Here is a 22,093-nt window from a genome sequence, read left to right as displayed (position 1 = left end):
AACAGGTGACGGCGGGCAAAGGGTTGGTAATCAGGCGGTGGGGGAGGCGCGAGGTGTCAGGCTTGGCCAGCGTACCCGGGGATGCAGGGTGGGCAGGGGCGGGTTATCGAAGGCGATATCGGCGCTGTAGCGCGGTAAATAATGACGATAGTAGTTGCCTGGCACAGCCGCGAGGCCTGTATGCCCACAGCAACAATCGCCATGTTGCATGACGCTTTTGTTCGGGGGCGTCGGCAGCGGGACCAGTCGTTTATCGAATGAAGCCGGCAGCGCCTGGGAGCTGCCGCCCGAGCAAAAACCTCCCCAGAGCATCAACTGCAGATCTGGCGTTTGCATCGCGCGGCTCATGGGCATGGCCAGCATGTTCAGGAGCAGAGCCAGGCAGGCGATCCAGGGGCTTATGCGCTTGAGTGAGAACATCGACGAGTCCAGCGGCGGGGCGGTATTCGATTGCAACGCGCAACGTTCAATGGGGCGCTATCTTGCCTGATTTTTTCGCGCTCCGTGACCGGAAGTTGCGGTCATCCACAAGGCAGGCATGGGACACGTTGACGCAGTTTGACGCGGCGTGGGGGCAATCTCCAGGTACTGGCTCGGAGGGTGAGGGCATCCATCTGGACGAGAGTATTGGGTGTGCAAACTGTCGCAGTTTCGCCAGTGGAACTCGGAGGGATGCCGCCAGGGACAGTCGCTGGTTTCGCCGCGCGTCAGTTCCTCGATCTTCCGAGCTGGCGACGCTTTTGTTTTTCCAGGAAAAACATCACCTCAAGCTTCAGGCCATCGGGGTCGAGGAAATAGACCGCATAGTAGCCCTCGCCATAATCCGGATAATCCGTGGGTGCGTCGACAATCGAAACCCGCTGATCCAGCAGGAACGCGTAGAGCGCATCGACGTCCTCACGCGCGCCCAGTTCGAACGCATAGTGGTGATAGCCGACATCGCCAGTCCGGTGCTTATGTTTGCGACCCTGGGCATCGGCTTCGGCGATCCAGAACAGGGTTTCGCCGTTGGTCCAGCCAATAACCCGGTCGAACTCCCATTCGAGGGTGAATCCCAGGAAACCGAGTACCTGATCGTAGAACGCCCTTGAGTGTTCCAGATCACTGACACGAATGGCCAAGTGATCGATCCCGATGACGTTCACCATGTCAGGTCTCCTCGATTTCGATTTCCAGGGACAAAGGGCTGCGTCGGCACTCAGAACGGTGCGTCGAGATCGACCACGACAATCCCAGAACCGTTTCGATTGATGGACCAAACCGTCGCTGAGTGCATGCGCCGGGGTTGACGATGCTCTGCCGAGCAGCCTCGCCAGTTGATCTTTGTCATAGAAAGGCGAAGAAGAGGCGTCCTTGCGCGGATTACCTGACTAATAGGCATCCCCCTTTGCTGCGACTTGTGCCATAAGATCGGGAGCATCGGCGACCCGACGGCGGGCATTGCGCCAGACTTCGGAACGCTTGAAGAGTTGTGCTGTACGGCTCTGGCACTTGTTGGACCTGCTGTAACGCAAGCTCACTCACGGATACAAGGAGATAAGCATGAAAGCTGCAGTTGTTGCCCCAGGGCAGCGCGTGAACGTGACTGAAAAAACCTTACGGCCTCTGAAGCATGGTGAGGCGCGCCTCAAAATGCAGTGTTGCGGCGTCTGCCACACTGACCTGCATGTCAAGAACGGCGATTTCGGTGATAAAACCGGGGTGATCCTGGGGCATGAAGGCATCGGTATCGTGCAAGAGGTCGGGCCGGGCGTCACCTCGCTGAAACCCGGTGATCGGGCCAGCGTCGCGTGGTTCTTCCAAGGGTGCGGGCATTGTGAGTACTGCAACAGCGGAAACGAGACACTGTGCCGCGAGGTAAAAAACTCCGGTTACACGGTGGATGGCGCCATGGCCGAAGAGTGCATTGTCGTCGCCGATTACTCCGTGAAAGTGCCTGATGGGCTTGATTCTGCTGCAGCGAGCAGCGTGACCTGTGCCGGAGTGACGACTTACAAAGCCGTGAAGGTTTCCAACATTCGCCCTGGGCAATGGATCGCGATCTACGGGCTGGGCGGCTTGGGGAATCTGGCGTTGCAGTATGCAAAAAATGTGTTCAACGCCAGAGTTATTGCCGTGGACATCAACGACGATCAACTGCAATTCGCCAGGGAAATGGGCGCCGATCTGGTCATCAACTCACGCAACGAGGATGCCGCAAAAGTTATTCAGGAGAAGGTCGGCGGCGCTCACGCCGCTGTCGTGACGGCCGTCGCCAAGGTCGCGTTCAACTCTGCGGTCGATGCCCTGCGTGCCGGTGGACGCCTGGTCGCAGTCGGGCTTCCGCCTGAAGCCATGAGCCTCGATATTCCGCGGTTGGTGCTTGACGGCATTGAGGTGGTTGGCTCACTGGTCGGCACTCGACAAGACCTCGCCGAAGCCTTCGAGTTTGCCGCGCAAGGCAAGGTGGTGCCGAAGGTAACGTTGCGTCCGATCGAAGATATCAATGAGATTTTCGACGAAATGCAGCAGGGCAAAATCAAAGGCCGCATGGTCATTGATTTGAGTCATTAACAGGCCATTGGCAGTCGCTCGGGCGGCTGCCAATGCCGTTGGCGCTTCACACAATCCCGCCCGTTGGCTGCGTTCGGTGGCCTGTTCCACTACCGAACGAATATTGCGCCTCTTCGAGCAGCAACTCGCCTGCGGGGGGCAACTCCATCCCGCGAGGTGTGCGGTTGAACAGTTGCACGCCCAGGTCTTCTTCCCGTTGCTGAATCTGGCGGGTCAGCGGGGGCCGTGAAATATGCAGGCGAATGGCCGCGCGGCTGATAGTTTTTGCCTCGGCAACGACGACGAAATAGCGAAGATGACGAAGGTCCATCAGGCAGGCCTTTTATGGGGGAATCGGGAGCGCAGTGTCCAACGCTGTTGGGCGACGGGATCTGGTGCCGCTCACTTGCCGGCTCGCGCCATGTTCCACTCGCGTGATCGAAATAAGCGATCCCGCTGACCTTATCTGAAAGCTGTCATTTTCCGGCCTTGTCTTGATCCATCGGAGGCGAGCGCACCGTGGCGAAAGGGCCCTGACCTCAATGAGTAATGAAACCAGGCCCCAGAATTTTTTTTGAAATCAAGGGGTTGCAAGCCTCGAGAAATGAGTACATAATTCACGCCATCGAAAGCACTGACCGCTGAAAAAGCTCAATGTTTTCAATGAGATAGCGCAAGTTTGAATCTGTCATATCTCATCAAGGTTGTACGCGTTTGTTGTTGTGCTACTCACAACAAATGTTTTGAGGCCGAGTAGCAAAATGGTTATGCAGCGGATTGCAAATCCGCCTACGCCGGTTCGATTCCGACCTCGGCCTCCACTATTAGAAACCCCGTAGATCAGTGATCTACGGGGTTTTTTATTGCCTTCAAAAAAGTGAAGTGTTCCGCAATTTTTTACAAGTGTTCCGCAACTGGCCGATTTCTGCATGTCGTGAAGGGTTGCAGTCGACCCATAGCAGTCTTTCGCGTCGGGCGGTAGTCGGCCAAAAGCACTCATTCGAAATCGGATTTGTTTTGCCGAACCTATTGGGAGCGGCTCAGGTTGGCATGACATTGCGACGCCAGAAAACCCTCCAGCGAAAAACAGAGTCGTGTCCCTCGCCCCTCAACCCTAATGATAGAATCTTGTTTTGAAAAAGGAGTTTCATTTGTGGAGGCTGGAAAAAAGAGTTGTCCCTATTGCGCGGAAGTCATCATGACTGAAGCCATTTTATGCAAACACTGCCAATCTGACCTCAGGCAAAAAATACGAATCTCACCTGGGTGGCCACGACCATCAGAAAGAAGATCTGATCTGGGCAGCAAGATCGTCGCAGGTATCTTTATCGCGATCACCTTGTACGTGGTGTTCGATTTTTATGTCAGCAACACATCGGAAAACAAGGAAAGAACGCAAGCCCGAGAAGCCGCCGAACGATGCCGCGAGGAAGTCGATAGCTACTCAGGTCCGGAAGTCGGGAAAAACATCGTCGCAGACGTGTGTCGAAAGCTCGAGGACGAATTGCGCAAGAGTTTGAGCCACTCGCCATAAGACAAACCGCTCATCATGCCCGCGATTGAGCGGGCTTTTTTGCCTATGGCATCAGGCAGCAGTCGACCCATAGCGGACTATCAGAGATGTCCCGAAGTTAGGGGAAATTCGTCGTGTCAGGAGGTAGTGCCTCGGGGGGCTTCGGACATCAAGAATTTGAATCGGTCAAAGGTGTTCATCCGCCGAACTGACACTGATTTTAGCTTCTTGGGCGAAGCGAAACAGACCTACACCTAGGAAGAATGTGGCGACTATAAAAAGAAGGCCGGCACCATAGGCGTACTTGAAGCCCATGAACTCAGTTAAAAAGATGATAGCGAGCAGCAGGGTGGCGCAAAGTCCGCCGCGCAGAGAAGACAGGATTCCAGCGTTCAATAAGTTAGCCCGCCGCCTCAATCTCTCCAGATCAGCCCTGAGATGCGCACGCCTCGGGTCGTCTTCGGGGATCGCATTGAGTACTCGTGTACGGTCGATGACAGCTGATAATCTCGAAGTCATTAACGAAACGAACGCAGCTATTGCACCGAGGAAAAACGTCGGGGCTGTTGCTTGTGAAAAGATCTGCGACAACCGCACAGCGTCAGGAATGAATTCGTTCAATTTAGGGATCACCCAATAGTAATAGTTTGAGTATTTGCAATTCTCCATTTGACATATTCGCGGTCAAAAGGTGGGGTGCACCCTGTTATCAGCTAGGGGACTCAGCAACGTCAGGCTAGGCCTGCACGTTGGTCGGAGCGCCCTGTCGTACAGCGTAGAGCAGCTCAGGAGACTTTCCACAGCGAGTATGCGGACAGTCTGGAAGAACCGACTTTTTCAACACAATCGGCCGTTTTCTGCCTGTCGTGATCGGCTCAAAACGACCCAAAACTGACGGTCGGCTTGGCTCAGATTCAGATTCACATTGAGCAAGCCGGTCGCTCACCCAACCTCTCTACCAACCTTACGAGATAACCGTCGGGATCCTGGACGATGAATTCGCGCTGGCCTACTTCTACCTTGTCAGCCCGATACCAGGTGTCTTTGCATTCTCGATAGAGTGGACATCCAGCCTGATCAAGTTTTTGGATGATGGGTGCGACAGCCTCAACATCAATCTGTAGGTTGATGCCTCTTCCAAACGGCTTGGTCAACGGCGCAGTCAGCCATTGACCCGCGTCCGAATTAACCTGCTCAAGCATTACTTGAGCACCATTCAAATCAAGGTATGCAAATCCATCTTCCGGGCGTTGATAAGCTACTTTGAACCCCAGACGAGAAACCCAAAAAGCCAGGCTGCTATCCAGGTTGGTGACCATTAACTCCGGAACCAGTTTGTTACGTTCGAACATGAGATGACTTCCATTTCAAAAAGGCTCGTTTTTGCGGACGGGCAGGTTCTGCACTGATGGCTTCGATGCCACGACGGTATCGTGGCGAGCGCGATGATGCACGCTCGGGTGGGAATTATCGAGTCGCGTTGAGTGGCAGCTTCTGGCCGATTGTTGCCTGTCAGCGGAGTTTAGCTAGCCCATAGTTAGGATTCCCGGTTATCAGCGTAACCTCCCGATTCATAGGGCTAGCTCTGCCAGAGGTGGGAAGGATTTAGGGCAAACTCAGGGCCACTGCTGGCCGCAGTACGCCTCTGGCGAAGTACGAAACCGCCGTTTTTAATGGTCTGGAGCGGCCCTCAGAGACGCGCGAAGGGGTTCGAATCCCTATCCATGCCGTCGCCTATTACCAAAAATGCCCATCGAGCGCATCCGTCCCAGGCTGTGTGAAAACGTTTATGAGCAAGTTTGACATTCGGAGTCGGAACGAAAATCACGTTCCTACATAAAGTTTACGTTGCCTGACTAACCAATCGCCGACAGATTTTACGTAGTAACGCTGAACTCAAAACAGCGCATGCGTTTTCACGTAGCCTGGTCCCATTTCGGACACTTTAAGCAGGGCTTTTGAGATTCCCTACGCCAAAGGTTGCACTTAGCATGAACTGAACTAACGTAACTCCGTAGTGCTAGCAACATGCCGCTTACTTCGGAGGGGTTATGTATATGGGCTCGCGCGTTTCGTTGGGATTGAAAGGATGCGCAGTTGGGGTAAGCCTCCTTCTCGCCTCTCGCGGCGCCATCGCTCAGCAAGTACTCAACCTTGGGCCATTGCCCGGTGTGGGGCAAGTTACCGAAATCTTAGAGCCAGGTACCGGACAAGGCTTTTCAGGGTTGGCCACAATCTATATGGGGCAGCCGGTCATCTTTTACGACAACGTCTGGGTACAGTACTTCGGAGGTCTCGGATCACCCGGTTTCCGGTTCATCCGTGCGCATGAGTATGCACACCACTTTCGTGGACATGTCCTTGCTCAGTTGAGTTCACCTCCCCAAATGTTACCAACCCTTGGCTATAACGCTGAACTTGACGCAGATTGCGCCGCTGTCCGATACCTGCGCCGTGCAGGGGACCCAGTTGCTATCCAGGCGGGATATCAGATCTATCAGACCATCGTCCCCCCGCAGGACATGAATGGTCGACCTGGGTCCATTGTACGCATCAACAATATGAAAGGTTGCTAACATGGCCAGACTATTAAGCAGGCTCAACTACGAAAAGGTTGCCGTCTTCGTCTTCGGCGTAGTTTTCCTGACCGCGATCCTGACGCTGGTGGTGAAAAATCCGTACCCTACACCGGCACAGTTCTTTGTTTTTCGTCTTACGTTGGCACTTTCAGCTGCTGGAGTCGGTGCTTTGCTACCTGGCTTTATCAAGGTTGATGTACCACTTCCTCTTAAAGGTGGGCTGAGGGCCGGCGGTGCTTTGGCACTTTTCGCATCGGTCTGGTTCTTCGATCCTGCACATCTGGGGGTCATAGTCAAACCCCCAGAGGAAGACGCAAGCTTACTGATGGACCAGTTTCTGAATCTCACAGATGCTCAAAATCATAGCGACGCCTATGCTCTTTTTGCTTTGCGAGACCGGGAGCGTGTCCGCGAATCTGATTACATTTCAATGGGGGAGCAAGTCAGAGATCCTCTCGGTAAGATCGAAAAACGCATCCTAATAGGAGCCGATACCCCAAATGAGATAATGGGAATTCCAGGTCCATTTGTAAGGCACCTCTATCAAGGGAAATTCAGCGGAACCAAGGACATCTGGGCTGAAGCTGTGACGGCTATTGCTGAGAACGGTGTATGGCGAATAGGCGGCTACAACCTCGCACCGTGCATGGTCCCGACGTGCGCGCCAAGCCAGGCTCTCATGAGCAAATAAGTAGGTTCGAGGCTCTGATGTCTAGGTTAGTACCCGTAGCAGGCTTGTGTGACAGCTTGCTAAAAAAGCTACATCGGGAAGAAATAAAGCAGATTGGGCCAGGCAGGCCGGGGCTTTGGTGGATGGCTACATCCAATCCATCATCGGTATAAATTTGAGGTGCTAGTGACTGCTTTTAGGTGACAGGTGTGTTCCTTGCAGGAGAAAAACAGTTCCGCAACTAAAATATGGGCCTTTGAAAACAGGGGGCTGTAGGATATTCGGTTTCAGCAGCTCTCAAGTGATTGAATTTTAACGACATTCCTGCGGATTGCAAATCCGCCTACGCCGGTTCGATTCCGACCTCGGCCTCCACTATTAGAAACCCCGTAGATTAACGTCTACGGGGTTTTTTATTGGGCTCAGGAAAGTGCAGGAGTTCCGAAATTATTTCATTTTGCCGGCTGGAGGCCGGGCGCCAGGTCGTACTGGTGACCCGCAAACAGGTAGCCATGACGGCGGCAGAGAAGGCGGCGAGGGATGTGTTGATTGCCGCAGAGTGGGTTGGTCGCATTGCTGATCGCCGATACGCCGCAGAAACCTCGGGCACAGTTGTCTCAGGGCATGCCGATCGCCACCGACGACCGCAGCAAGACACTCATCAATGTTGCTGCGCTCTGGGCGTACCGAAAAACGACTACGTGCTTCGCTGGAAAAACTCTGAAGGCTTCGTCGATCTGCCAGCCGTTCAGGTGCTGGCGATTGCCGACGCGGTGAGCGAACACGTTCAGCTGTGCTTTGATCGTGAGGATGCATTGCTGGTGGCGGTGGCCGACGGCTCGATCACCGCTGAGATGGTGGAAGAGGGTGGCCTTATTAAAAAGTTATGATCCTTGTTGTAAGCAAAAATCTAGTAAGGACTGGGTATTGGCTAGTCTTCTGGATCGCTGCGTCAAGGCTCTCCCGCAGGTTCGGTAGCGGGCTAATTTTTATGAGTTCCATTGCTTCGGGTGACTTTACAAAGCCAGTAATTTCTATCGGATTAATCGTGCCTATGTCTGGAAAGAGCTCGTAAGCGTATGCAGCAATTTCCACGCTATCAGGGCTCCACATCCTATTAGTTTTGTAGCGACTAATAGCCCTGTAAAGACAGCCGAGTAGAGCCGCCTGATTGTGACTTAGATATTCGTCGTTGCTTTCCTTGCTCATATATCCCCCTTAAGTTCGGCCGCACTTTACACGCATTACAATTGCACGGGCAAACAAGCATCTACACGCTCAGGTAGGCCTTGACTGCCAATTGGCCATTTTTGTTAATGGGGAAAATGTATGAGCCGCTTCGTCACCACGCTGAAAACCGACTGCATATCCTCCCGAACGCCGGCGCCAAACGAGTGGCCGCATTCATTGCCCAGATCGGACATGAGAGAAGAACGCTTGCTTGTCGGCGGCATGGTTCTGGGCAAGCAATGGGCTCAACACCCTGGCTGATGCTGGTGATAACCAGAACATCGGCAGTGTGATCAATACCGGCAGAATAGGGCGGGTCGCGAATAGTGAGGCCGAGCGCCAAGCCTTTCACTATCAGCAATGCGGCTGCTGATCAGGTGCGCACTGCACTGGCGAAGCAGCAAGTCGCCGAAAAGCCCCGGGACGATATCGACACCAAAGCCACCAAGGGGAAAATGCATGACCTCGCTGAGAATGAAACTCTGCGCCGCGCTGTTGCCGATGGCGCTCGTCGGCTGCGCATCGCGGGAAGTTGTAGTGCCAATAGCGGTAACGTGTCCAGCACCGCCAGCCCGGGTAATGGCGGAGCCATCGAGCTCGCTCCAGCTGCTGGACAACGCTGTATTGCCAGTAGCGTGTATCCGTCCGGCCAAGTCATCTACCCAGCCCCGCAAAGCCAAGACATGGTGTGCACTTAAATTTAAGTGGGCACCAGTTCTAGCCTTTTAAGCGGGTATTTCATGCAGCCACAACGCCGTTCCTACTCCAAGTCCTTCAAGGCCCAAGTCATTCAGGAGTGTGCCCAGCCCGGCGCTTCGATTGCCAGCATCGCACTCAGCCATAGCCTCAACGCTAACCTCGTCCACAAATGGATTCGGGTGCAAGCGCAGAAAAAAACAGCGCTGCAACCTGCATTTATCCCGTTACCCATGCAGCTGGCCGGAGCTAATTCGCACGCAGCATCATCGAATATCTGCGTTGAGATCCAGCACCCACGCGGCACCGTCAAAGTGAACTGGCCAACCGAAAGTGCTGCTGCCTGCGCGACCTTTCTTCGAGATCTGTTGCGATGATTCGCATCGACTCCATCTGGCTCGCCACTGAGCCTATGGACATGCGTGCCGGTACCGAGACGGCGTTGGCCAGAGTGATCGCGGTGTTTGGTGCGGCGAAGCCGCACTGTGCTTATCTGTTCGCAAACCGCCGCGCCACTCGAATGAAAGTTCTGGTGCATGACGGCTTCGGGATCTGGCTGGCTGCTCGCCGGTTGAATCAAGGCAAGCTCCACTGGCCAGGCATTCACCATGGCTCTGAAATGCAGTTAGATACCGAACAACTTCAAGCCCTGGTATTGGGCCTGCCATGGCAACGCGCGGGCTCCAGAGGCGCGATCACACTGCTTTAACGGCTGCCATTAGCCTATCGATCCATCGCCGCGAACTGCCTGGTCTGGCAAAATCGGCACCATGACTCTCCCTAATCTCGACCACCTGAATCCTGAACAACTGCGCGCGCTGGCGGCGCAGTTGATACAGCGTGTCGAGACGCTCGACCAGCAAGTCGAGACGATGTGCAAGACGGTCGAGACCATGGGCCAGAAGATCAACCGCGACCAAACGGTTATCGAGAAGCTGACCCACGAGATCGCACAACTCAAGCGCTTGAAGTTTGCCAAGAGCAGCGAGCAGTTGAATCCGCAGCAGGCCAGCTTACTCGATGACTTGATCGATACCGATATCGCGGCGATTGAAGCAGAGCTTCAAGCCCTGCAAACAGCTAGAAAAAGTAAAAGCCCAAGCGCACTGCGTTGCCGGCAGAGTTTCCACGCACGCTGATCCATCACGAACCGGACAACACCCACTGCCCATGTGGCTGCGCACTAAAACGTATCGGTGAAGACGTCAGCGAGAAGCTGGACTACACGCCCGGCGTGTTTACCGTTGAACGCCATGTCCGTGGCAAGTGGGTATGCGATGACTGCGAAACGCTGATCCAGGCACCCGTTCCGGCGCAGGTCATCGACAAGGGCATCCCGACCGCAGGGTTGCTAGCCCACGTCATGATCGCGAAGTTTGCTGACCATCTGCCTCTTTACCGTCAGGAATCGGTTTTCGGTCGAGCTGGCTTGGCGATTCCACGTTCAACTTTGGCTCAATGGGTTGGCGTGACTGGCGTGTAGTTACAGCCTCTGGTCGATGCGCTGCGGGACGTAGTGCTCGGGCAGCAGGTTATCCATGCCGATGAAACACCCGTGCAGATGCTCGTTCCAGGCTCAAAGAAAACCCACCGTTCCTATGTTTGGGCCTACGCCACCAGCCAATTCTCGAACTTGGCAGCGGTGGTTTACGACTTCAGCCCCAGCCGCGCCGGAGAACATGCACGTAACTTCCTGCAAGACTGGAAGGGCAAGCTGGTGTGCGACGATTTTGGCGGCTACAAAGCCAGTTTTGAACTCGGCGTCACCGAGATCGGTTGCATGGCCCATGCGCGGCGCAAGTTTTTTGAGCTGCACGCCACCAACAAGAGCCAGCTCGCCGAACAGGCCCTGCGTTATATCCAGTTGCTTTACGAAATCGAACGTGAAGTCCACGACCTAGAGCCGGATTTACGGCGCCGAAAACGGCAAGAAAAAGCGGTACCGGTGATGCATATGCTGCATGCCTGGATGATTGCCCAGCGTGATCTCGTGCCTGAAGGCTCAGCCATCAGCAGAGCATTGGATTACAGCCTGAAACGCTGGGCAGCGCTGTCGCGCTACCTTGATGACGGGGCCGTACCCATTGACAATAATTGGGCAGAGAACCAGATCCGGCCGTGGGCTCTTGGACGCAAGAACTGGCTCTTCGCAGGGTCGCTACGTAGCGGACAACGGGCGGCGGCGATCATGAGCCTGATCCAATCGGCGCGGCTCAACGGGCATGAACCGTATGCTTATTTGAAGGACGTCCTTACGCGCCTGCCGACGCAGCGAGCGAGTGAGATTACGCAACTGCTGCCGCATAGCTGGACTCCCGCCTAATAACGTAAGCTGGGATGTACGGATGCTCACGTTGAAACTCCACATGGAAGACTTGGAATGACTCGAATTATTGAAATCCTGATGTACACCTTAAAGCCAGGATCGGGATTGGACTTTCATCAAATAATGCAGAATGTAAGTGTTCCGCTTCACCTAGAAGCTGGCATAGATGTCGTTTCTTATGGCAGCTCATTACATGATTGTGACAGTTATCACCTGATTCGTTCCTATGAAAGCGAGAGCCATCGCCAAGTATCTCAAGATGCTTTTTACGCAAGCGATGCCTGGAAACAGGGCCCGAGAGAAGACATTATCAGTCGGATTGAAATCAGTACAACGACAGTTATGGCGCTCGCTCAAGACGTAATTGATGCCATCAGAGCTTCTGTAGATCTATCTATAGCCGAAGCTCGATCCGCGTAGCTGACATCGACAAAGGCAGACCCCGTAGCCTTAAACACGGGGATCAGGAAGATGTGTTGGCTGGACGGTTACAGTAGCGTTGCCTATGGCAAGGCAAGAACTGCAAAAAAAAACGCCCTCCAGTTCAGAGGGCGTTTTTTCAGTGATCGCTAAGTTCTCGATCAATCAACAACGTGTAGTACAGAGGTGGCGTCTACCGTCTGGCCTGGCAGCCACACACCCACCTGCTTGATGGCGGCGGTGTTGTCGGCATCCCAGAGAATGAGCGTGCCTGCGGTCTCGCCCGGCGAGGCAGCCGAAACGACAGTGCCGTGAAGGGTCACATTATTGAGCACTGCGAAGTGCCCATTCATCACGGCGTTGGTTTCGCCCTGAACCAGCGACAACGTATCCTGCCCCGTCAGCCCGTAAGCATTCAGGTCGATTTTGTCGGTGGCAGCGTTGAAATGGGTAAAGGTGTCCGGCGTGCCGGTAAAGGTGTAGCCGTTGGTAGCGAACGTAAAGGTTGAGGCATCGCTCAGTCCATTGAAGGCCAAAACGATCGAATGGGTACTGATGTCGCCGTCCAGCGCATCAACGCCGGAACTTGTGATCGCGGTAAGGCTGGACGCGTCTTTTGAGAAGTTGGATTGGTAGCTTTTGGCATTGGCGAGGATATTCTCGGTGCTATCCTTGATGCTGTAGGCCCAATAGTCGTCGTCGGTCAGGGTGCCGAGCTCAAGACGCTCACTGAGGTTCAGTACGCCGGCGTCGTCGCCCGTTACTAGGACGGAGGAAGCCTTCTTCAGAAGCGTGACATCGATTTGATTAATCGCCAGCAGGTTGGTCGCGGTGTCTTCGACTTCATAATCGGAAACATTGACGGTGACATATCCAGCAGATATGGCAGCTTGCATGCCCGCAACCGTGTCATGAACGATGGTCTGTTGAGCGCTAGAAATGAACGACGCGTCCGATCCTTGTGGGCTTGAGATATGAGCCCATGTATCGAGCACGATGTAACCACCGGTTGCGTCAATCGCAGTTCCGCCTGCAACACTCTCCAGGTTCACCAAGGTGTCAGCCACCACAACTTGGCTGGCTTTGGACAGAGCATCCATGCCGACCGAGCTGTTGATTTTGGTGGCCGTGTCACGGATATCATGAGTCCAGGTATTGGTACCGGTTAGGGTCACCAAGGAGTTGTACCAATCTACCGACAAGGTGCCGGCGGCGTTGTTCAACACGCTGATCTTTTGAACATCTTTTAAATAGTTGTCAGCCCAGGTGAGGATTGTCCATGCCTTGTCGACGACCTCGAGCGAATCCACGCCAATGTACGTGGGGTTTTTAGCCACAATTTCTTTCACAGTACCCACGGCGGTGACTTTGCCATTAGCGTAAGTGCTGGCATTCACACCAAGGAACGGCCCAGTTCCAGTCACGGTGACAGCTTCGGCACCAATGGTCACTTTCTGAGTATGCACATCGACTAAGACGTCCGAAGTTCCTGTACCGCTCAGCTTCAGGACGCCGTCGACTATGGTTGCCGTCAGTGCTGGTGGTTCTGGTGTTGTAGGCGGGGTGCCGCCACCGGTGTTTGGCGTGGTGGCTGCCACGTCGGAAGTGGCGAGGTCAGCTGGATTGTCCAGCGCGGTCGGATCGGTCAGGGCGGCAGCTGTTACATTACCAACCTTGGTCAGCAGGGCACCGAGGTCTGTAGTGCCGCCGGCGCTGGCGCTGACTGTCGAAAGGTAAGTCGCCAGGTCGTGCAGCTCGGATGGCGCGCCGGTGATCAACGCGGCAACCTTGCCCAGCGTGTCAGACACGCGGGACAACAGGTCTGTGGTTTGCAAGGAAGAATTAGCCGGTACCAGCTTGATCAGCGATAACGTGATGCTCAGCGAGTCGGCATTGGCGGTAACGGTGGTCAGCACCTTGGCGGCCAGGGACGTGTCGTTCAGACCCTTGTCGGCGAATGCCAGGCCAACGTCGGCCTTGTTGGTCAGAAGTTGTGCGTCCAGTAAGCCCTGGGCGGAAGTGTTAGCGTGCGCGCCGCTAATGACGGCAGCCAGGAACACATCACGGCTGATGGCGCCCGAGTCTAGTTGGCCCTGCCAATATTGCAAGCCTGCATCGTCGGCAGTGCGGTTCAGGACGTTGGTGTAGATGGCTTTGATGAAGTCGTTCGACGACAGACCATCCGGGTACTTGGTCTGACCTTCCGGCTGTTGATCCACCCAGTTCTTGGCAATGGCTTCCAGTGTAATCGTGCCGGCATCCAGCTTTGCTACCCAGTAGGCAAGGCCAGCGGCGTCAGGGGCACGATTGAAGAACGCAGTATAAAGCTGTGCGAGGTCCGTTTGATGACTCATGTAATGCTCCTGGTTCAAGTCGATTAGTGCGGCTTTTTTGTTATTCATTAAATGAGCGAGCGCAAGCTGTGGAAATTAAATCTTCCACCCTTGGTTAGCGTGATAGCGATTTAGCATGTCATTGGGTCCCGAAGATTTCTATAAGGTGAGAGCTTGATTGTGAAATATATTTCACAATGTACCGTTCGTCGCCTTTTAGAGGGTGTAAGTGAGTTCGTAAGTACTAGCACGTCAAAGAATATTTAACGATTGGCGTCAATAAACTAACGAAAAGGTATGCCAAGGGTGGTCGCGAAGGTTGCCGACAAGGACGCTGGGGCAGTCATTAGCGACTTGATCGAAAATGCTGGCCCCTAATCCAGGAACGCTACAAATCTCTAATTTTGGATCGTGGTAAAGAGATGGCTGACCATTAGCGCAATAGGGTGGTTACCGGCATAAAGGTTTATTTCTGCGTTCCTAATCGTCCATGGCAACGGGGAGCGCACGAGATCGCCAACGGATTGTTAAGGCATTATTTCCCGAAAGGTTCTAACCGGGAAGTTCGCTTGAACGCCTTACTTAATGAAGTGGCTAGGCAGCAAAATAGCCGCCGTAGGAAAGCAACTAACTACGAAGTGGCCGCTGATCGATTTAGCAATCTATTGTTTCGACTGGTTGAATCTACAGCGGATTGCCGTCATTCCGGTCGATGGCTTCCAGGGCTCCGCGAACATTGTCGGCGACGGCGATCAAGGACTGATCGCGCTAGCGGCGTGCCAAGCCTATGTCAGGGATGTTTCTCGCTGAAGTTGAAGGGCTGCAATCGACCCTTGGCTCCCTTTCGCGGAAGTTAACCAACGGCAAAAAGCGCTCACTGCATCGTCAAATCGGAGCTCTGAACCTTCTGGGAAAAACACAGATTTCGATCTCAGACGCGTACTTTTCTGCCGTGGAAACCGCAGCCGACTTTTTCAACAGAATCGGCCAGAAGTGGCCTGTCGATAACGCTTGATCAGAACGCCGTCTTCACAACCCTTTGCTTCTAGACGGCGAGCACGTGTACTGCCTTCAGTTTGTCATTGATACTGCGTTTCACGTACAAACTCGATCAGCGCTTGTAGCGCTGGAGGTACGTGACGACGGCTGGAGTAATAGATGAAAAACCTGCTTGGCAGGGCTTTCCAGTCTTCGAGAACTTCCTCCAGTTGCCCCCGAGCTATGTATTCCCTCGCCATCTCTTCATACACGTACGCGATCCCGGCACCGTCCTTGGCGGCCTGGATCATCATGGTGTCATCTTCCAGTATCAACGGGCCCGTCACGGCCAGGCGCATGGGCTGCCCCTCAGCAAGATATTCCCATTTGTACAGTTTGCCGCTGGGAAAGCGTCTGCCAATGCAGGCGTGCTCAAGCAGCCTTTGTGGTGTTTCCGGTGTCCCGTGCCCCATGAGATAGCCGGGGGCAGCAACGGTGACAAATCCTTGGGGTGGGCCCACCGGCACTGCGATCATGTCACCCGCGAGGCTCTCGCCGAAGCGCACGCCTGCATCGAACCCTTTGTCGATGATGTCGCTCAACCCATCGTCAGCCACCAGCTCCACGTTGATGCGTGGGTAGGCTGCTGTGAATGGCGCCAGCAGTGGCGCAATTACGAGACGGCCAGCGGGCCGCGATACGTTCAATCGCAGCGTACCGGTGGGAATTTCCTGTTTGAAGGTCAGTTCATGCAACGCTTTGGTGACCTCCGCCAAAGCCGGAACCAATGTGGCGAGCAGTTGATTGCCTGATTCAGTAGGCGTCACGCTGCGAGTGGTGCGGTTGAGGAGCCTGACCCCCAGCTTGCCCTCCAAGGCACGCATGGCGTGGCTCAGGGCCGACGCGGATACCCCTCGCTCGTCGGCTGCTTTACGAAAGCTGTGATGGCGAGCCACTGCGGCGAAGGCGTCGAGTTCGGAGAGGTCGCAAGAGGATTTCATGAATGTAGCTCAGCAGTTCAAACACGATTAGCTATCTTATCGTCGGTAACCTCTCGATGGATACTCTACGCATCAATCGACGTGAGGTTCGCATGCAAAAGAATCGACTAGGTACATCCGAGTTGTTGATTTCACCCATTGGAATGGGCACCTGGGCCATTGCCGGGCAAGGGTGGGAGTTCAGTTGGGGGGCGCAAGATGATGGCGATAGCCTGGCGGCATTGGAGTGCGCGGTAGAGCGCGGCGTGAACTGGATCGACACAGCAGCGGTATATGGACTCGGCCATGCCGAGCTGTTGACTGGACAATTGCTGCGTCAGGTGCCGGCTTCGCGTCGCCCGCTGGTATTCACCAAAGGTAGCCTGGTGTGGGATCCCGAGACTCGTGAGATCTCTCATTCGCTCGCCCCCCAGTCATTGATGAAAGAAATCGAGGATAGCCTGCGTCGCTTACAGGTCGATGTCATCGACCTCTATCAGATTCACTGGCCAGCTTTCCCGGCAAATGCGAACAGCGAAGGTATCGAGGATGCTTTGGCGACGTTGGCCCAAGCCAAGGCGCAGGGCAAGATAAGGGCAATTGGCGTGTCAAACTTCGATGTTTCCCAACTTGAGCGAGCCCGGTCGGTAACCGATATCGCCTCCCTTCAACCGCCGTATTCAGCGTTGATGCGCGATATCGAGAATCAAATCCTGCCTTATTGTGCAACAGCGCAGGTTGGAGTGATTGCATACTCGACTTTACAATCTGGCCTACTGACGGGAAGCATGACCCGCGGGCGGATTGCACAGCTGCCCGACGACGACTGGCGAAAATCGCGTAGCGCCGACTTCCAGGAACCTCGCCTCAGCAAGAACCTCGCTTTGGTAGAAATCATGGCAAATATCGGTGCCAGGCATGGGGTTAGTGCGGCAGCCGTAGCCATCGCTTGGGTACTACGTGATCCGGCGGTCACCGGCGCTATCGTAGGCGCACGCCGGCCCGACCAAGTGAACGGATTGATCGATGCCACCAGAATTCGTCTTAGCCACGCTGAAATAGAAGAAATAAGCCCCTATTTACCTGAAGGTATGGGTACAAATGTACCCAGCAGTGTGGCCTGAGCAGCCGATGTCTATCAGTTGAGACGTTGATGACATAGCTTCTATTCCGGGACGCACGGGATGACGGTGAGCAGTAGGGATCGCGGCCGAGTCGCCTTCTCGTCGAACTATGCCCTGTATGGCGACGTGAGCGAGCGGGTGATGACGCTGATCGAATCGCTGGTGCCGGCGGTCGAGGTGTACAGCATCGATGAGGCATTCGCCGACCTGACCGGGATTGAAGACCTGGACGCTCTCGGTCGGCAAATTCGCAGCCAGGTGTTGCGCTGCACCGGCATCCCGGTGGGCTTCGGGATCGCTCCGACCAAGACCCTGGCCAATGACTGCTCAGTTGGGTGAAGTATCATCTGCTCGGCACGCTCCTTCGGCATGACAGCGTCAAGCCATTCCAGTGTTCCGAGGTTGTTGGCTACATGTGGCCATAATGCTCATGGTCTAACGCCCACTTTGATTGAGAGCTCGGTGGGTCAGTGCGAGGCGGGGCTTGCGCTGGTTCTGCGCTTTTATTGCCCGATTCATTGCCCGATAGGCTGATTGTACCGACCCTGGATGCGCTCCAGTTCGCCCGAGCGACGTAGCTGATCCAGAGCATTGGCCCAGGCGCCGACCAGTTCGTCGTCACAGTCGCGACTGAAGGCGATGTACAGCGATGAGCGATAAATCTCGATAGGAATCCGTCGCAGCGTGCCGGGGGCGATCTCTAACTGCCGGCTGTAGTAAGCCACTCCTGCAGAGGTGTCGCCTATGATGATGTCGGTGCGCCCTGCCAGCAGCATGCGATAGAGCTGCAAACTCTCGGTTGCGCTTTTTTCGAGGTTGTTGAAGCCCCGCGACTGCAGAATGTCGGGTATTAAACCGGCATGCCTCGTTGTGATCCGTGGGGCGTGCAGTAACTGCTCTAAGGAATTCACCGGCTGCTGCGCATTGGATAACTGATAGGGGTAAATGGACTCTTCAATGATCGGTCCGACCCACTTGTATAACGGTTCGCGCTCCGTGGTGCGGAATAGGGAATACATGATGGTTTTGGGCCGGGTCTTCAATGTGCGGGCGCTTCGCATACTGGGCAGTAGCACCACCTCAAAGTCATCCCCAGTCAGCGTCATTATGCCCCGAACGATCTCAGTGGCCATGCCGGTGAGCTTATTGTTCTCCTGGTAATTGTACGGCGCCCACTCTTCAGTAACGACCTGATACTGCTCGGCCTTGACGGGAGTGCTGAGTAATAGACAGAACAGCGCGGCAGTGAGCGTCGAATGTTTCACGTGTTCTGCCTTGTGGGCTGTGCGGAGATCAAGGTTGGATCTGATTAAAAGGGCGAATTCATTATAAGCCATGACACACGTCAAATGCCTGATGCAGTTTAGTAAACCGTCAACACGGCGATTGCGAGCAGGTTTTCGTTGATCTTGAAGAGCAGGGAACAGAGCAGGTCTGAATGTGACATGGGAATGCCTCCGTGGAGGAGATCAGCTTAGCGGGGGAGTGTGAGGTCGGCAGAACGCCGGAGGTTGGGGGGGGTAAAGTCAGTTCCCAAACTCAAAGGCAAGCCAGCATTCTACGCGGTCTGTAGAGCATCTGTTTCGCCTTGGCTTCGGAACTAAAAAAGGCTATAGGTCGCAGCCTGCATGCGTTTCATTATCGGATTGAAAATCCGCCTACGCCGGTTCGATTCCGACCTCGGCCTCCACTATAGAAAGCCCCGAAGATTAACGTCTGCGGGGTTTTTTATTGGGCTAAAAAAGTGAAGCGTTCGTCTACTTCAAGGATGATAGAAAGCCCAGCCCCGGGCTGGGCTTTCTATCATCCAGATCAGTGAGCGAGCCCGGGTCTCTCTACACAATGCAGGCATACATCATTGCGTACGACTTTTCCGCCGATCTGGTGAAGGACGACAGAGATATCTTCAATCTCAAGATGCGTACCCGGAGTTCCCCGATAGTCATCTGTGTCAAGGTCAAGGTGCACACCAATCTTCAGGTGGGGCAGCGGGCCATCTGACTCGATGCTTGCGACCTGGTGGTCGTCGCCAAGAATAAAAAGGTACGTGTGCTTCATAAGAGTCGCCTTGTCTGTAAGGGGTAGGGCTGCCGAATTGGAGGCGTGTCAGCAACCCATTGATTGATGCGCTTGCGTGACCGCTTGCACCTTAATCGCGATGGTGGCGTGCAGCTCAGATTCAAGTCAGCGGATTGTGCATTGACAGGTCGTTGTTCGAGCACGCCCTCAACAGTGCCGAGGTAGCCCGTAGCCTAATTTCGGATCTGTTCTAAAGGATGCCTGTTGGCTTCGTCAAAGCCCAGCCCTCGCACTGGGCTTTTTGAGTCTGGATGCCTGGTCAGGCACGGGGGGGGCATTCACCACCTTCCCGGGATGGACAGCGATGAAAATTTGTTGGCAAGTCATGGCTGCAATGATGCTTACCGGCTGCGCGGCAGCGGACCGAAAAGGGAAGCCCCGGCGAGCTGTAATCACCAGGGCTTCTATTTTCTCCCCCGTTCCTTAGTACTTGGAGGACGTGGCGCGGATCCTGATCCAGATAAACGGTGACGTTCAAGGGAGGCCTGAGTGATATCATGTTGCTATCTTTTCACTGGGAAGACAGCTACAACTCAAGGAGTGAGGATGTATCGTTTTTTTGTCATCGTGTTTTCTATGCTGCTTTTGTCTGTATTTTTATTGGCCTCGCACGCTGCACCGCCAGGTTTATTGTTTTTGCCTGGGTGGGCACCCTATCAATAGCCCTTAAGATTTTTTCCTATAGAAACCCGCCCAGTGCGGGCTTTTTTTCGCTTGGAGAAAAGGATGCCGAAAAACCTGCTGCGCCTGTTTAGCGAGCAGAGAGCAACCATTTCCCGTCAACCAATGCAAAAGTGTCTTCTTGATTCATGTTTCCTTGCGGCTTCAGAGTGATGGCCAAGAACATTTCTGACCTTCGAGGCAGCTCTTCGGTCCTTCAGCAAGTCATCGTGATGACTGATCGTTGCGTTGGGGGGCTCACGCACTGCCTTGCCGTAAGTGTCGATAAGGTTGCCAGCCGGTTCGCTGGGTAGACGATGAGGTGCAAATCGCCGTATTGCACAGATACTAAAGTAGGGGCAGGCGTTTACTGCCCCCGTTTTCAGTTACGCTAGCAGCCTACTAGATGAACGACCCGCAACACCTTTGCAAGCAAGGCTGCCGATGTACAAGACGATTGAGAATGAAGTAACGAAACAGGCAACACCCAAAGCCCTCCAATACGAGTTTTATCAATACGACGTCGAGCGTCTACATAACTTCAGTGGGCTGATTTATATCGGAGGTATCGGCATTTGGGTGTTGTTCGACCTGATTATTGGTTTTATAGGCGATCAACGTCATTACGCGCTTTCGCTGCTGCTTGTCGTGCTACTGCTCATCACCGTCGGTGTACAGCGGGTCGCCCGTAAAGCCCGCCACTTCCACCTGCTAAACCTCGTGTATGTGCTCATGATCTGCCTGGGCATCCGCTTGGGTATCGAAGGCTTGCCGGCCCACCTGCACCCGACCTGGCTGATCCTCTCGGCCTCCAGCATTCTCTATAGTGCCTCGGTATTACCCTTGAGCCGAGAAGCATTTTTCGGCGTGCTGGGCATCGCCTGGGTTGTCCTCAACCCCTTTATGATGACCACACTCTCTCTGTTCGACTTCAGCGGTACCATGGTTCTGCTGTCCGCCGTCTTTATTAGCGCGCTGACCATTTACACCTACCTCAAGCTGCGCCGATCCAAGCTGCACAACTACATCATGGCCAAGCTACTGATAGAGCACGCCTACATTGATACCTTGACCGAGATCCCCAATCGCCGCGCGTTCATGACACGGGCCAGCAACCACCTGAGCACCCCACCAGAAAGTGGCGAGTGCTACCTGGCCATGGTCGATGTCGACAACTTCAAAAAAGTCAACGATGTATATGGCCACGACATCGGTGACGAAGTCCTGAAGCGCATCGCCGCCGACATCAAGCACATCATGGCCGATCACGAATATGCCCGCCTTGGGGGAGAAGAGTTTGGGGTCTACCTGTCCGGTGTCACGCAGGCGGATGCCGAGCGCTTGGTCAACACCCTGTGCCAACGGGTGCGCGAAACGTCCACCCACCACCCGGCAACCGTCAGCGTGGGCGTAACCCGGATCGAAACCGACACCTTGCATGCCGCGCTAATAAAAGCAGACCACGCGATGTACGAGTCAAAGCTCAGCGGTAAGGACCGCTACACCTTCTTCCGGCCCGACTAAAGGCACCTGAAGTGAAGTCTTCACCGCCTGGCAGCAGCTTTCGCTTCGGCCGGCAGACATGGCGCCGGGCCCTCATCTGCTGCTGGGCCGCACGGACCGAGAAACGTTGAGCCGGTCGAGGAGCCAGCGCCTTTCTTGGGTCCAAAAAAATGGCCCGCGTGCGGGCGGGCCTAGCTGGGATTCTGCAAAGGAGTACAGGTAATTTGCGCTCCATCCTGTGAGCGTTGCGTGAAAAGGATGTCGCAAAAACAAGAAGTCCGGCCCATCGCAAACCGGAGTTCATGTTTCGAGACCCAGCCGCTACCTGATTCGTACCGTTCGACCTGACGCTGCCCGACAGACTGGCTGTCAGCCAAATGCCGCCAGGCGTCATCCAGTGGTGCCCCGGCTGTGCGGTGGTTGATCCAGATCAAACGCTATGGGGCAATCGGCGCCATGCTTCTGGCAAA

At 54.6% G+C, this 22,093-nt stretch carries 19 protein-coding genes, 1 tRNA gene and 2 pseudogenes; 14 read left to right on the top strand and 8 right to left on the bottom strand.

Annotated elements, in window-relative coordinates; translation table 11 throughout:
- Positions 1-30 precede the first annotated feature (30 nt).
- Together BLV61_RS02075 and BLV61_RS02070 are read right to left on the bottom strand one after the other, a co-directional pair.
- On the bottom strand, positions 31-420 hold the full coding sequence (locus BLV61_RS02075) for a DUF2946 family protein (protein WP_090462181.1): 390 nt from the start codon (positions 418-420) through the stop codon (positions 31-33).
- 287 nt (positions 421-707) lie between these two features.
- Positions 708-1,148: a VOC family protein gene (locus tag BLV61_RS02070; RefSeq protein ID WP_090462178.1), complete on the bottom strand. Its 441-nt coding sequence runs from the start codon at positions 1,146-1,148 to the stop codon at positions 708-710.
- A gap of 394 nt (positions 1,149-1,542) precedes the next feature.
- On the opposite strand from BLV61_RS02070, the gene adhP reads away from it, so the two are divergent.
- A complete protein-coding gene (adhP, locus tag BLV61_RS02065) occupies positions 1,543-2,553 on the top strand; it encodes an alcohol dehydrogenase AdhP (protein ID WP_047529599.1) in 1,011 nt (336 codons plus the stop codon).
- Positions 2,554-2,599: 46 nt separating this feature from the next.
- Here adhP and BLV61_RS31810 read toward each other — a convergent pair whose 3' ends face one another.
- The gene (locus tag BLV61_RS31810; protein WP_279627434.1) at positions 2,600-2,863 is read right to left on the bottom strand and encodes a LysR family transcriptional regulator; all 264 of its coding nucleotides are present in this window, start codon (positions 2,861-2,863) and stop codon (positions 2,600-2,602) included.
- Positions 2,864-3,279: 416 nt separating this feature from the next.
- Between BLV61_RS31810 and BLV61_RS02055 the strand changes: the two genes are divergently transcribed.
- Positions 3,280-3,353, top strand: a tRNA-Cys gene (locus BLV61_RS02055).
- A 377-nt stretch (positions 3,354-3,730) separates the two neighbouring features.
- Positions 3,731-4,066 (top strand): hypothetical protein, encoded by a 336-nt coding sequence (locus tag BLV61_RS02050; RefSeq protein WP_236693097.1) that lies wholly within the window; start codon positions 3,731-3,733, stop codon positions 4,064-4,066.
- Positions 4,067-4,231: 165 nt separating this feature from the next.
- On the opposite strand, the gene BLV61_RS02045 is transcribed toward BLV61_RS02050, so the two are convergent.
- Both BLV61_RS02045 and BLV61_RS02040 read right to left on the bottom strand, forming a co-directional pair.
- A complete protein-coding gene (locus BLV61_RS02045; protein ID WP_047538726.1) occupies positions 4,232-4,666 on the bottom strand; it encodes a DUF2721 domain-containing protein in 435 nt (144 codons plus the stop codon).
- A gap of 299 nt (positions 4,667-4,965) precedes the next feature.
- Positions 4,966-5,397, bottom strand: coding sequence for a bleomycin resistance protein (locus tag BLV61_RS02040; protein WP_090462176.1), 432 nt, complete (start codon positions 5,395-5,397; stop codon positions 4,966-4,968).
- A gap of 1,225 nt (positions 5,398-6,622) precedes the next feature.
- On the opposite strand from BLV61_RS02040, the gene BLV61_RS02030 reads away from it, so the two are divergent.
- From BLV61_RS02030 to BLV61_RS01995, 7 genes and pseudogenes are all read left to right on the top strand, one after another.
- Positions 6,623-7,315, top strand: a complete 693-nt coding sequence (locus BLV61_RS02030) for a DUF4019 domain-containing protein (RefSeq protein ID WP_047529590.1) — start codon at positions 6,623-6,625, stop codon at positions 7,313-7,315.
- 470 nt (positions 7,316-7,785) lie between these two features.
- A complete protein-coding gene (locus BLV61_RS02025; RefSeq protein WP_090462173.1) occupies positions 7,786-8,184 on the top strand; it encodes a DUF4376 domain-containing protein in 399 nt (132 codons plus the stop codon).
- 666 nt (positions 8,185-8,850) lie between these two features.
- Positions 8,851-9,222: a lysis system i-spanin subunit Rz gene (locus tag BLV61_RS31990; RefSeq protein ID WP_425272095.1), complete on the top strand. Its 372-nt coding sequence runs from the start codon at positions 8,851-8,853 to the stop codon at positions 9,220-9,222.
- 42 nt (positions 9,223-9,264) lie between these two features.
- On the top strand, positions 9,265-9,597 hold the full coding sequence (gene tnpA / locus BLV61_RS02010; RefSeq protein ID WP_205347564.1) for an IS66-like element accessory protein TnpA: 333 nt from the start codon (positions 9,265-9,267) through the stop codon (positions 9,595-9,597).
- Positions 9,594-9,929: an IS66 family insertion sequence element accessory protein TnpB gene (gene tnpB / locus BLV61_RS31470; protein WP_090462163.1), complete on the top strand. Its 336-nt coding sequence runs from the start codon at positions 9,594-9,596 to the stop codon at positions 9,927-9,929. The genes tnpA and tnpB overlap by 4 nt, the downstream gene beginning before the upstream one ends.
- Positions 9,930-9,990: 61 nt before the next feature.
- Positions 9,991-11,543 (top strand): annotated as a pseudogene (gene tnpC, locus BLV61_RS02000) (IS66 family transposase).
- A 57-nt stretch (positions 11,544-11,600) separates the two neighbouring features.
- Complete coding sequence (locus BLV61_RS01995; protein WP_090462160.1) at positions 11,601-11,966, top strand: NIPSNAP family protein; 366 nt, start codon at positions 11,601-11,603, stop codon at positions 11,964-11,966.
- A 161-nt stretch (positions 11,967-12,127) separates the two neighbouring features.
- Here BLV61_RS01995 and BLV61_RS01990 read toward each other — a convergent pair whose 3' ends face one another.
- Entirely contained in the window at positions 12,128-14,368 is a 2,241-nt protein-coding gene (locus BLV61_RS01990; RefSeq protein WP_090462158.1) for a DUF4214 domain-containing protein, read from the bottom strand.
- 1,010 nt (positions 14,369-15,378) lie between these two features.
- Positions 15,379-16,278, bottom strand: coding sequence for a LysR family transcriptional regulator (locus tag BLV61_RS01980; protein ID WP_090462155.1), 900 nt, complete (start codon positions 16,276-16,278; stop codon positions 15,379-15,381).
- 92 nt (positions 16,279-16,370) lie between these two features.
- Between BLV61_RS01980 and BLV61_RS01975 the strand changes: the two genes are divergently transcribed.
- Both BLV61_RS01975 and BLV61_RS01970 read left to right on the top strand, forming a co-directional pair.
- The gene (locus BLV61_RS01975; RefSeq protein WP_090462153.1) at positions 16,371-17,381 is read left to right on the top strand and encodes an aldo/keto reductase; all 1,011 of its coding nucleotides are present in this window, start codon (positions 16,371-16,373) and stop codon (positions 17,379-17,381) included.
- 75 nt (positions 17,382-17,456) lie between these two features.
- A pseudogene (locus tag BLV61_RS01970) lies at positions 17,457-17,699 on the top strand (Y-family DNA polymerase); the annotation flags it as partial.
- A gap of 197 nt (positions 17,700-17,896) precedes the next feature.
- On the opposite strand, the gene BLV61_RS01965 reads toward BLV61_RS01970, so the two are convergent.
- Positions 17,897-18,646 carry a substrate-binding periplasmic protein gene (locus BLV61_RS01965; RefSeq protein WP_090469675.1) on the bottom strand — a complete coding sequence of 250 codons (750 nt, stop codon included), beginning with the start codon at positions 18,644-18,646 and terminating at the stop codon, positions 17,897-17,899.
- Between the two features lie 1,311 nt (positions 18,647-19,957).
- Here BLV61_RS01965 and BLV61_RS30660 point away from each other — a divergent pair.
- Both BLV61_RS30660 and BLV61_RS01960 read left to right on the top strand, forming a co-directional pair.
- Positions 19,958-20,215 carry a hypothetical protein gene (locus BLV61_RS30660; protein ID WP_139213593.1) on the top strand — a complete coding sequence of 86 codons (258 nt, stop codon included), beginning with the start codon at positions 19,958-19,960 and terminating at the stop codon, positions 20,213-20,215.
- Between the two features lie 349 nt (positions 20,216-20,564).
- Positions 20,565-21,644 carry a GGDEF domain-containing protein gene (locus BLV61_RS01960; protein ID WP_090462151.1) on the top strand — a complete coding sequence of 360 codons (1,080 nt, stop codon included), beginning with the start codon at positions 20,565-20,567 and terminating at the stop codon, positions 21,642-21,644.
- Positions 21,645-22,093 lie beyond the last annotated feature (449 nt).

It is taken from the genome of Pseudomonas mohnii (genome assembly GCF_900105115.1).
Lineage (GTDB): Bacteria > Pseudomonadota > Gammaproteobacteria > Pseudomonadales > Pseudomonadaceae > Aquipseudomonas > Aquipseudomonas mohnii.
Note: the sequence above shows the minus strand (reverse complement) of the source record. Positions and strands in the feature narration are given on the sequence as shown.

Bases quoted from the DNA above. Each gene is read 5' to 3' on its own strand.
- BLV61_RS01975 (WP_090462153.1), top strand. From the start codon at position 16,371: ATGCAAAAGAATCGACTAGGTACATCCGAGTTGTTGATTTCACCCATT.
- BLV61_RS31810 (WP_279627434.1), bottom strand. From the start codon at position 2,863: ATGGACCTTCGTCATCTTCGCTATTTCGTCGTCGTTGCCGAGGCAAAA.
- BLV61_RS01980 (WP_090462155.1), bottom strand. From the start codon at position 16,278: ATGAAATCCTCTTGCGACCTCTCCGAACTCGACGCCTTCGCCGCAGTG.
- tnpB (WP_090462163.1), top strand. From the start codon at position 9,594: ATGATTCGCATCGACTCCATCTGGCTCGCCACTGAGCCTATGGACATG.
- BLV61_RS02070 (WP_090462178.1), bottom strand. From the start codon at position 1,148: ATGGTGAACGTCATCGGGATCGATCACTTGGCCATTCGTGTCAGTGAT.
- BLV61_RS01995 (WP_090462160.1), top strand. From the start codon at position 11,601: ATGACTCGAATTATTGAAATCCTGATGTACACCTTAAAGCCAGGATCG.
- BLV61_RS30660 (WP_139213593.1), top strand. From the start codon at position 19,958: ATGTTGCTATCTTTTCACTGGGAAGACAGCTACAACTCAAGGAGTGAG.
- BLV61_RS01990 (WP_090462158.1), bottom strand. From the start codon at position 14,368: ATGAATAACAAAAAAGCCGCACTAATCGACTTGAACCAGGAGCATTAC.
- BLV61_RS02030 (WP_047529590.1), top strand. From the start codon at position 6,623: ATGGCCAGACTATTAAGCAGGCTCAACTACGAAAAGGTTGCCGTCTTC.
- adhP (WP_047529599.1), top strand. From the start codon at position 1,543: ATGAAAGCTGCAGTTGTTGCCCCAGGGCAGCGCGTGAACGTGACTGAA.
- BLV61_RS01960 (WP_090462151.1), top strand. From the start codon at position 20,565: ATGTACAAGACGATTGAGAATGAAGTAACGAAACAGGCAACACCCAAA.
- BLV61_RS02040 (WP_090462176.1), bottom strand. From the start codon at position 5,397: ATGTTCGAACGTAACAAACTGGTTCCGGAGTTAATGGTCACCAACCTG.
- BLV61_RS02075 (WP_090462181.1), bottom strand. From the start codon at position 420: ATGTTCTCACTCAAGCGCATAAGCCCCTGGATCGCCTGCCTGGCTCTG.
- tnpA (WP_205347564.1), top strand. From the start codon at position 9,265: ATGCAGCCACAACGCCGTTCCTACTCCAAGTCCTTCAAGGCCCAAGTC.
- BLV61_RS02050 (WP_236693097.1), top strand. From the start codon at position 3,731: ATGACTGAAGCCATTTTATGCAAACACTGCCAATCTGACCTCAGGCAA.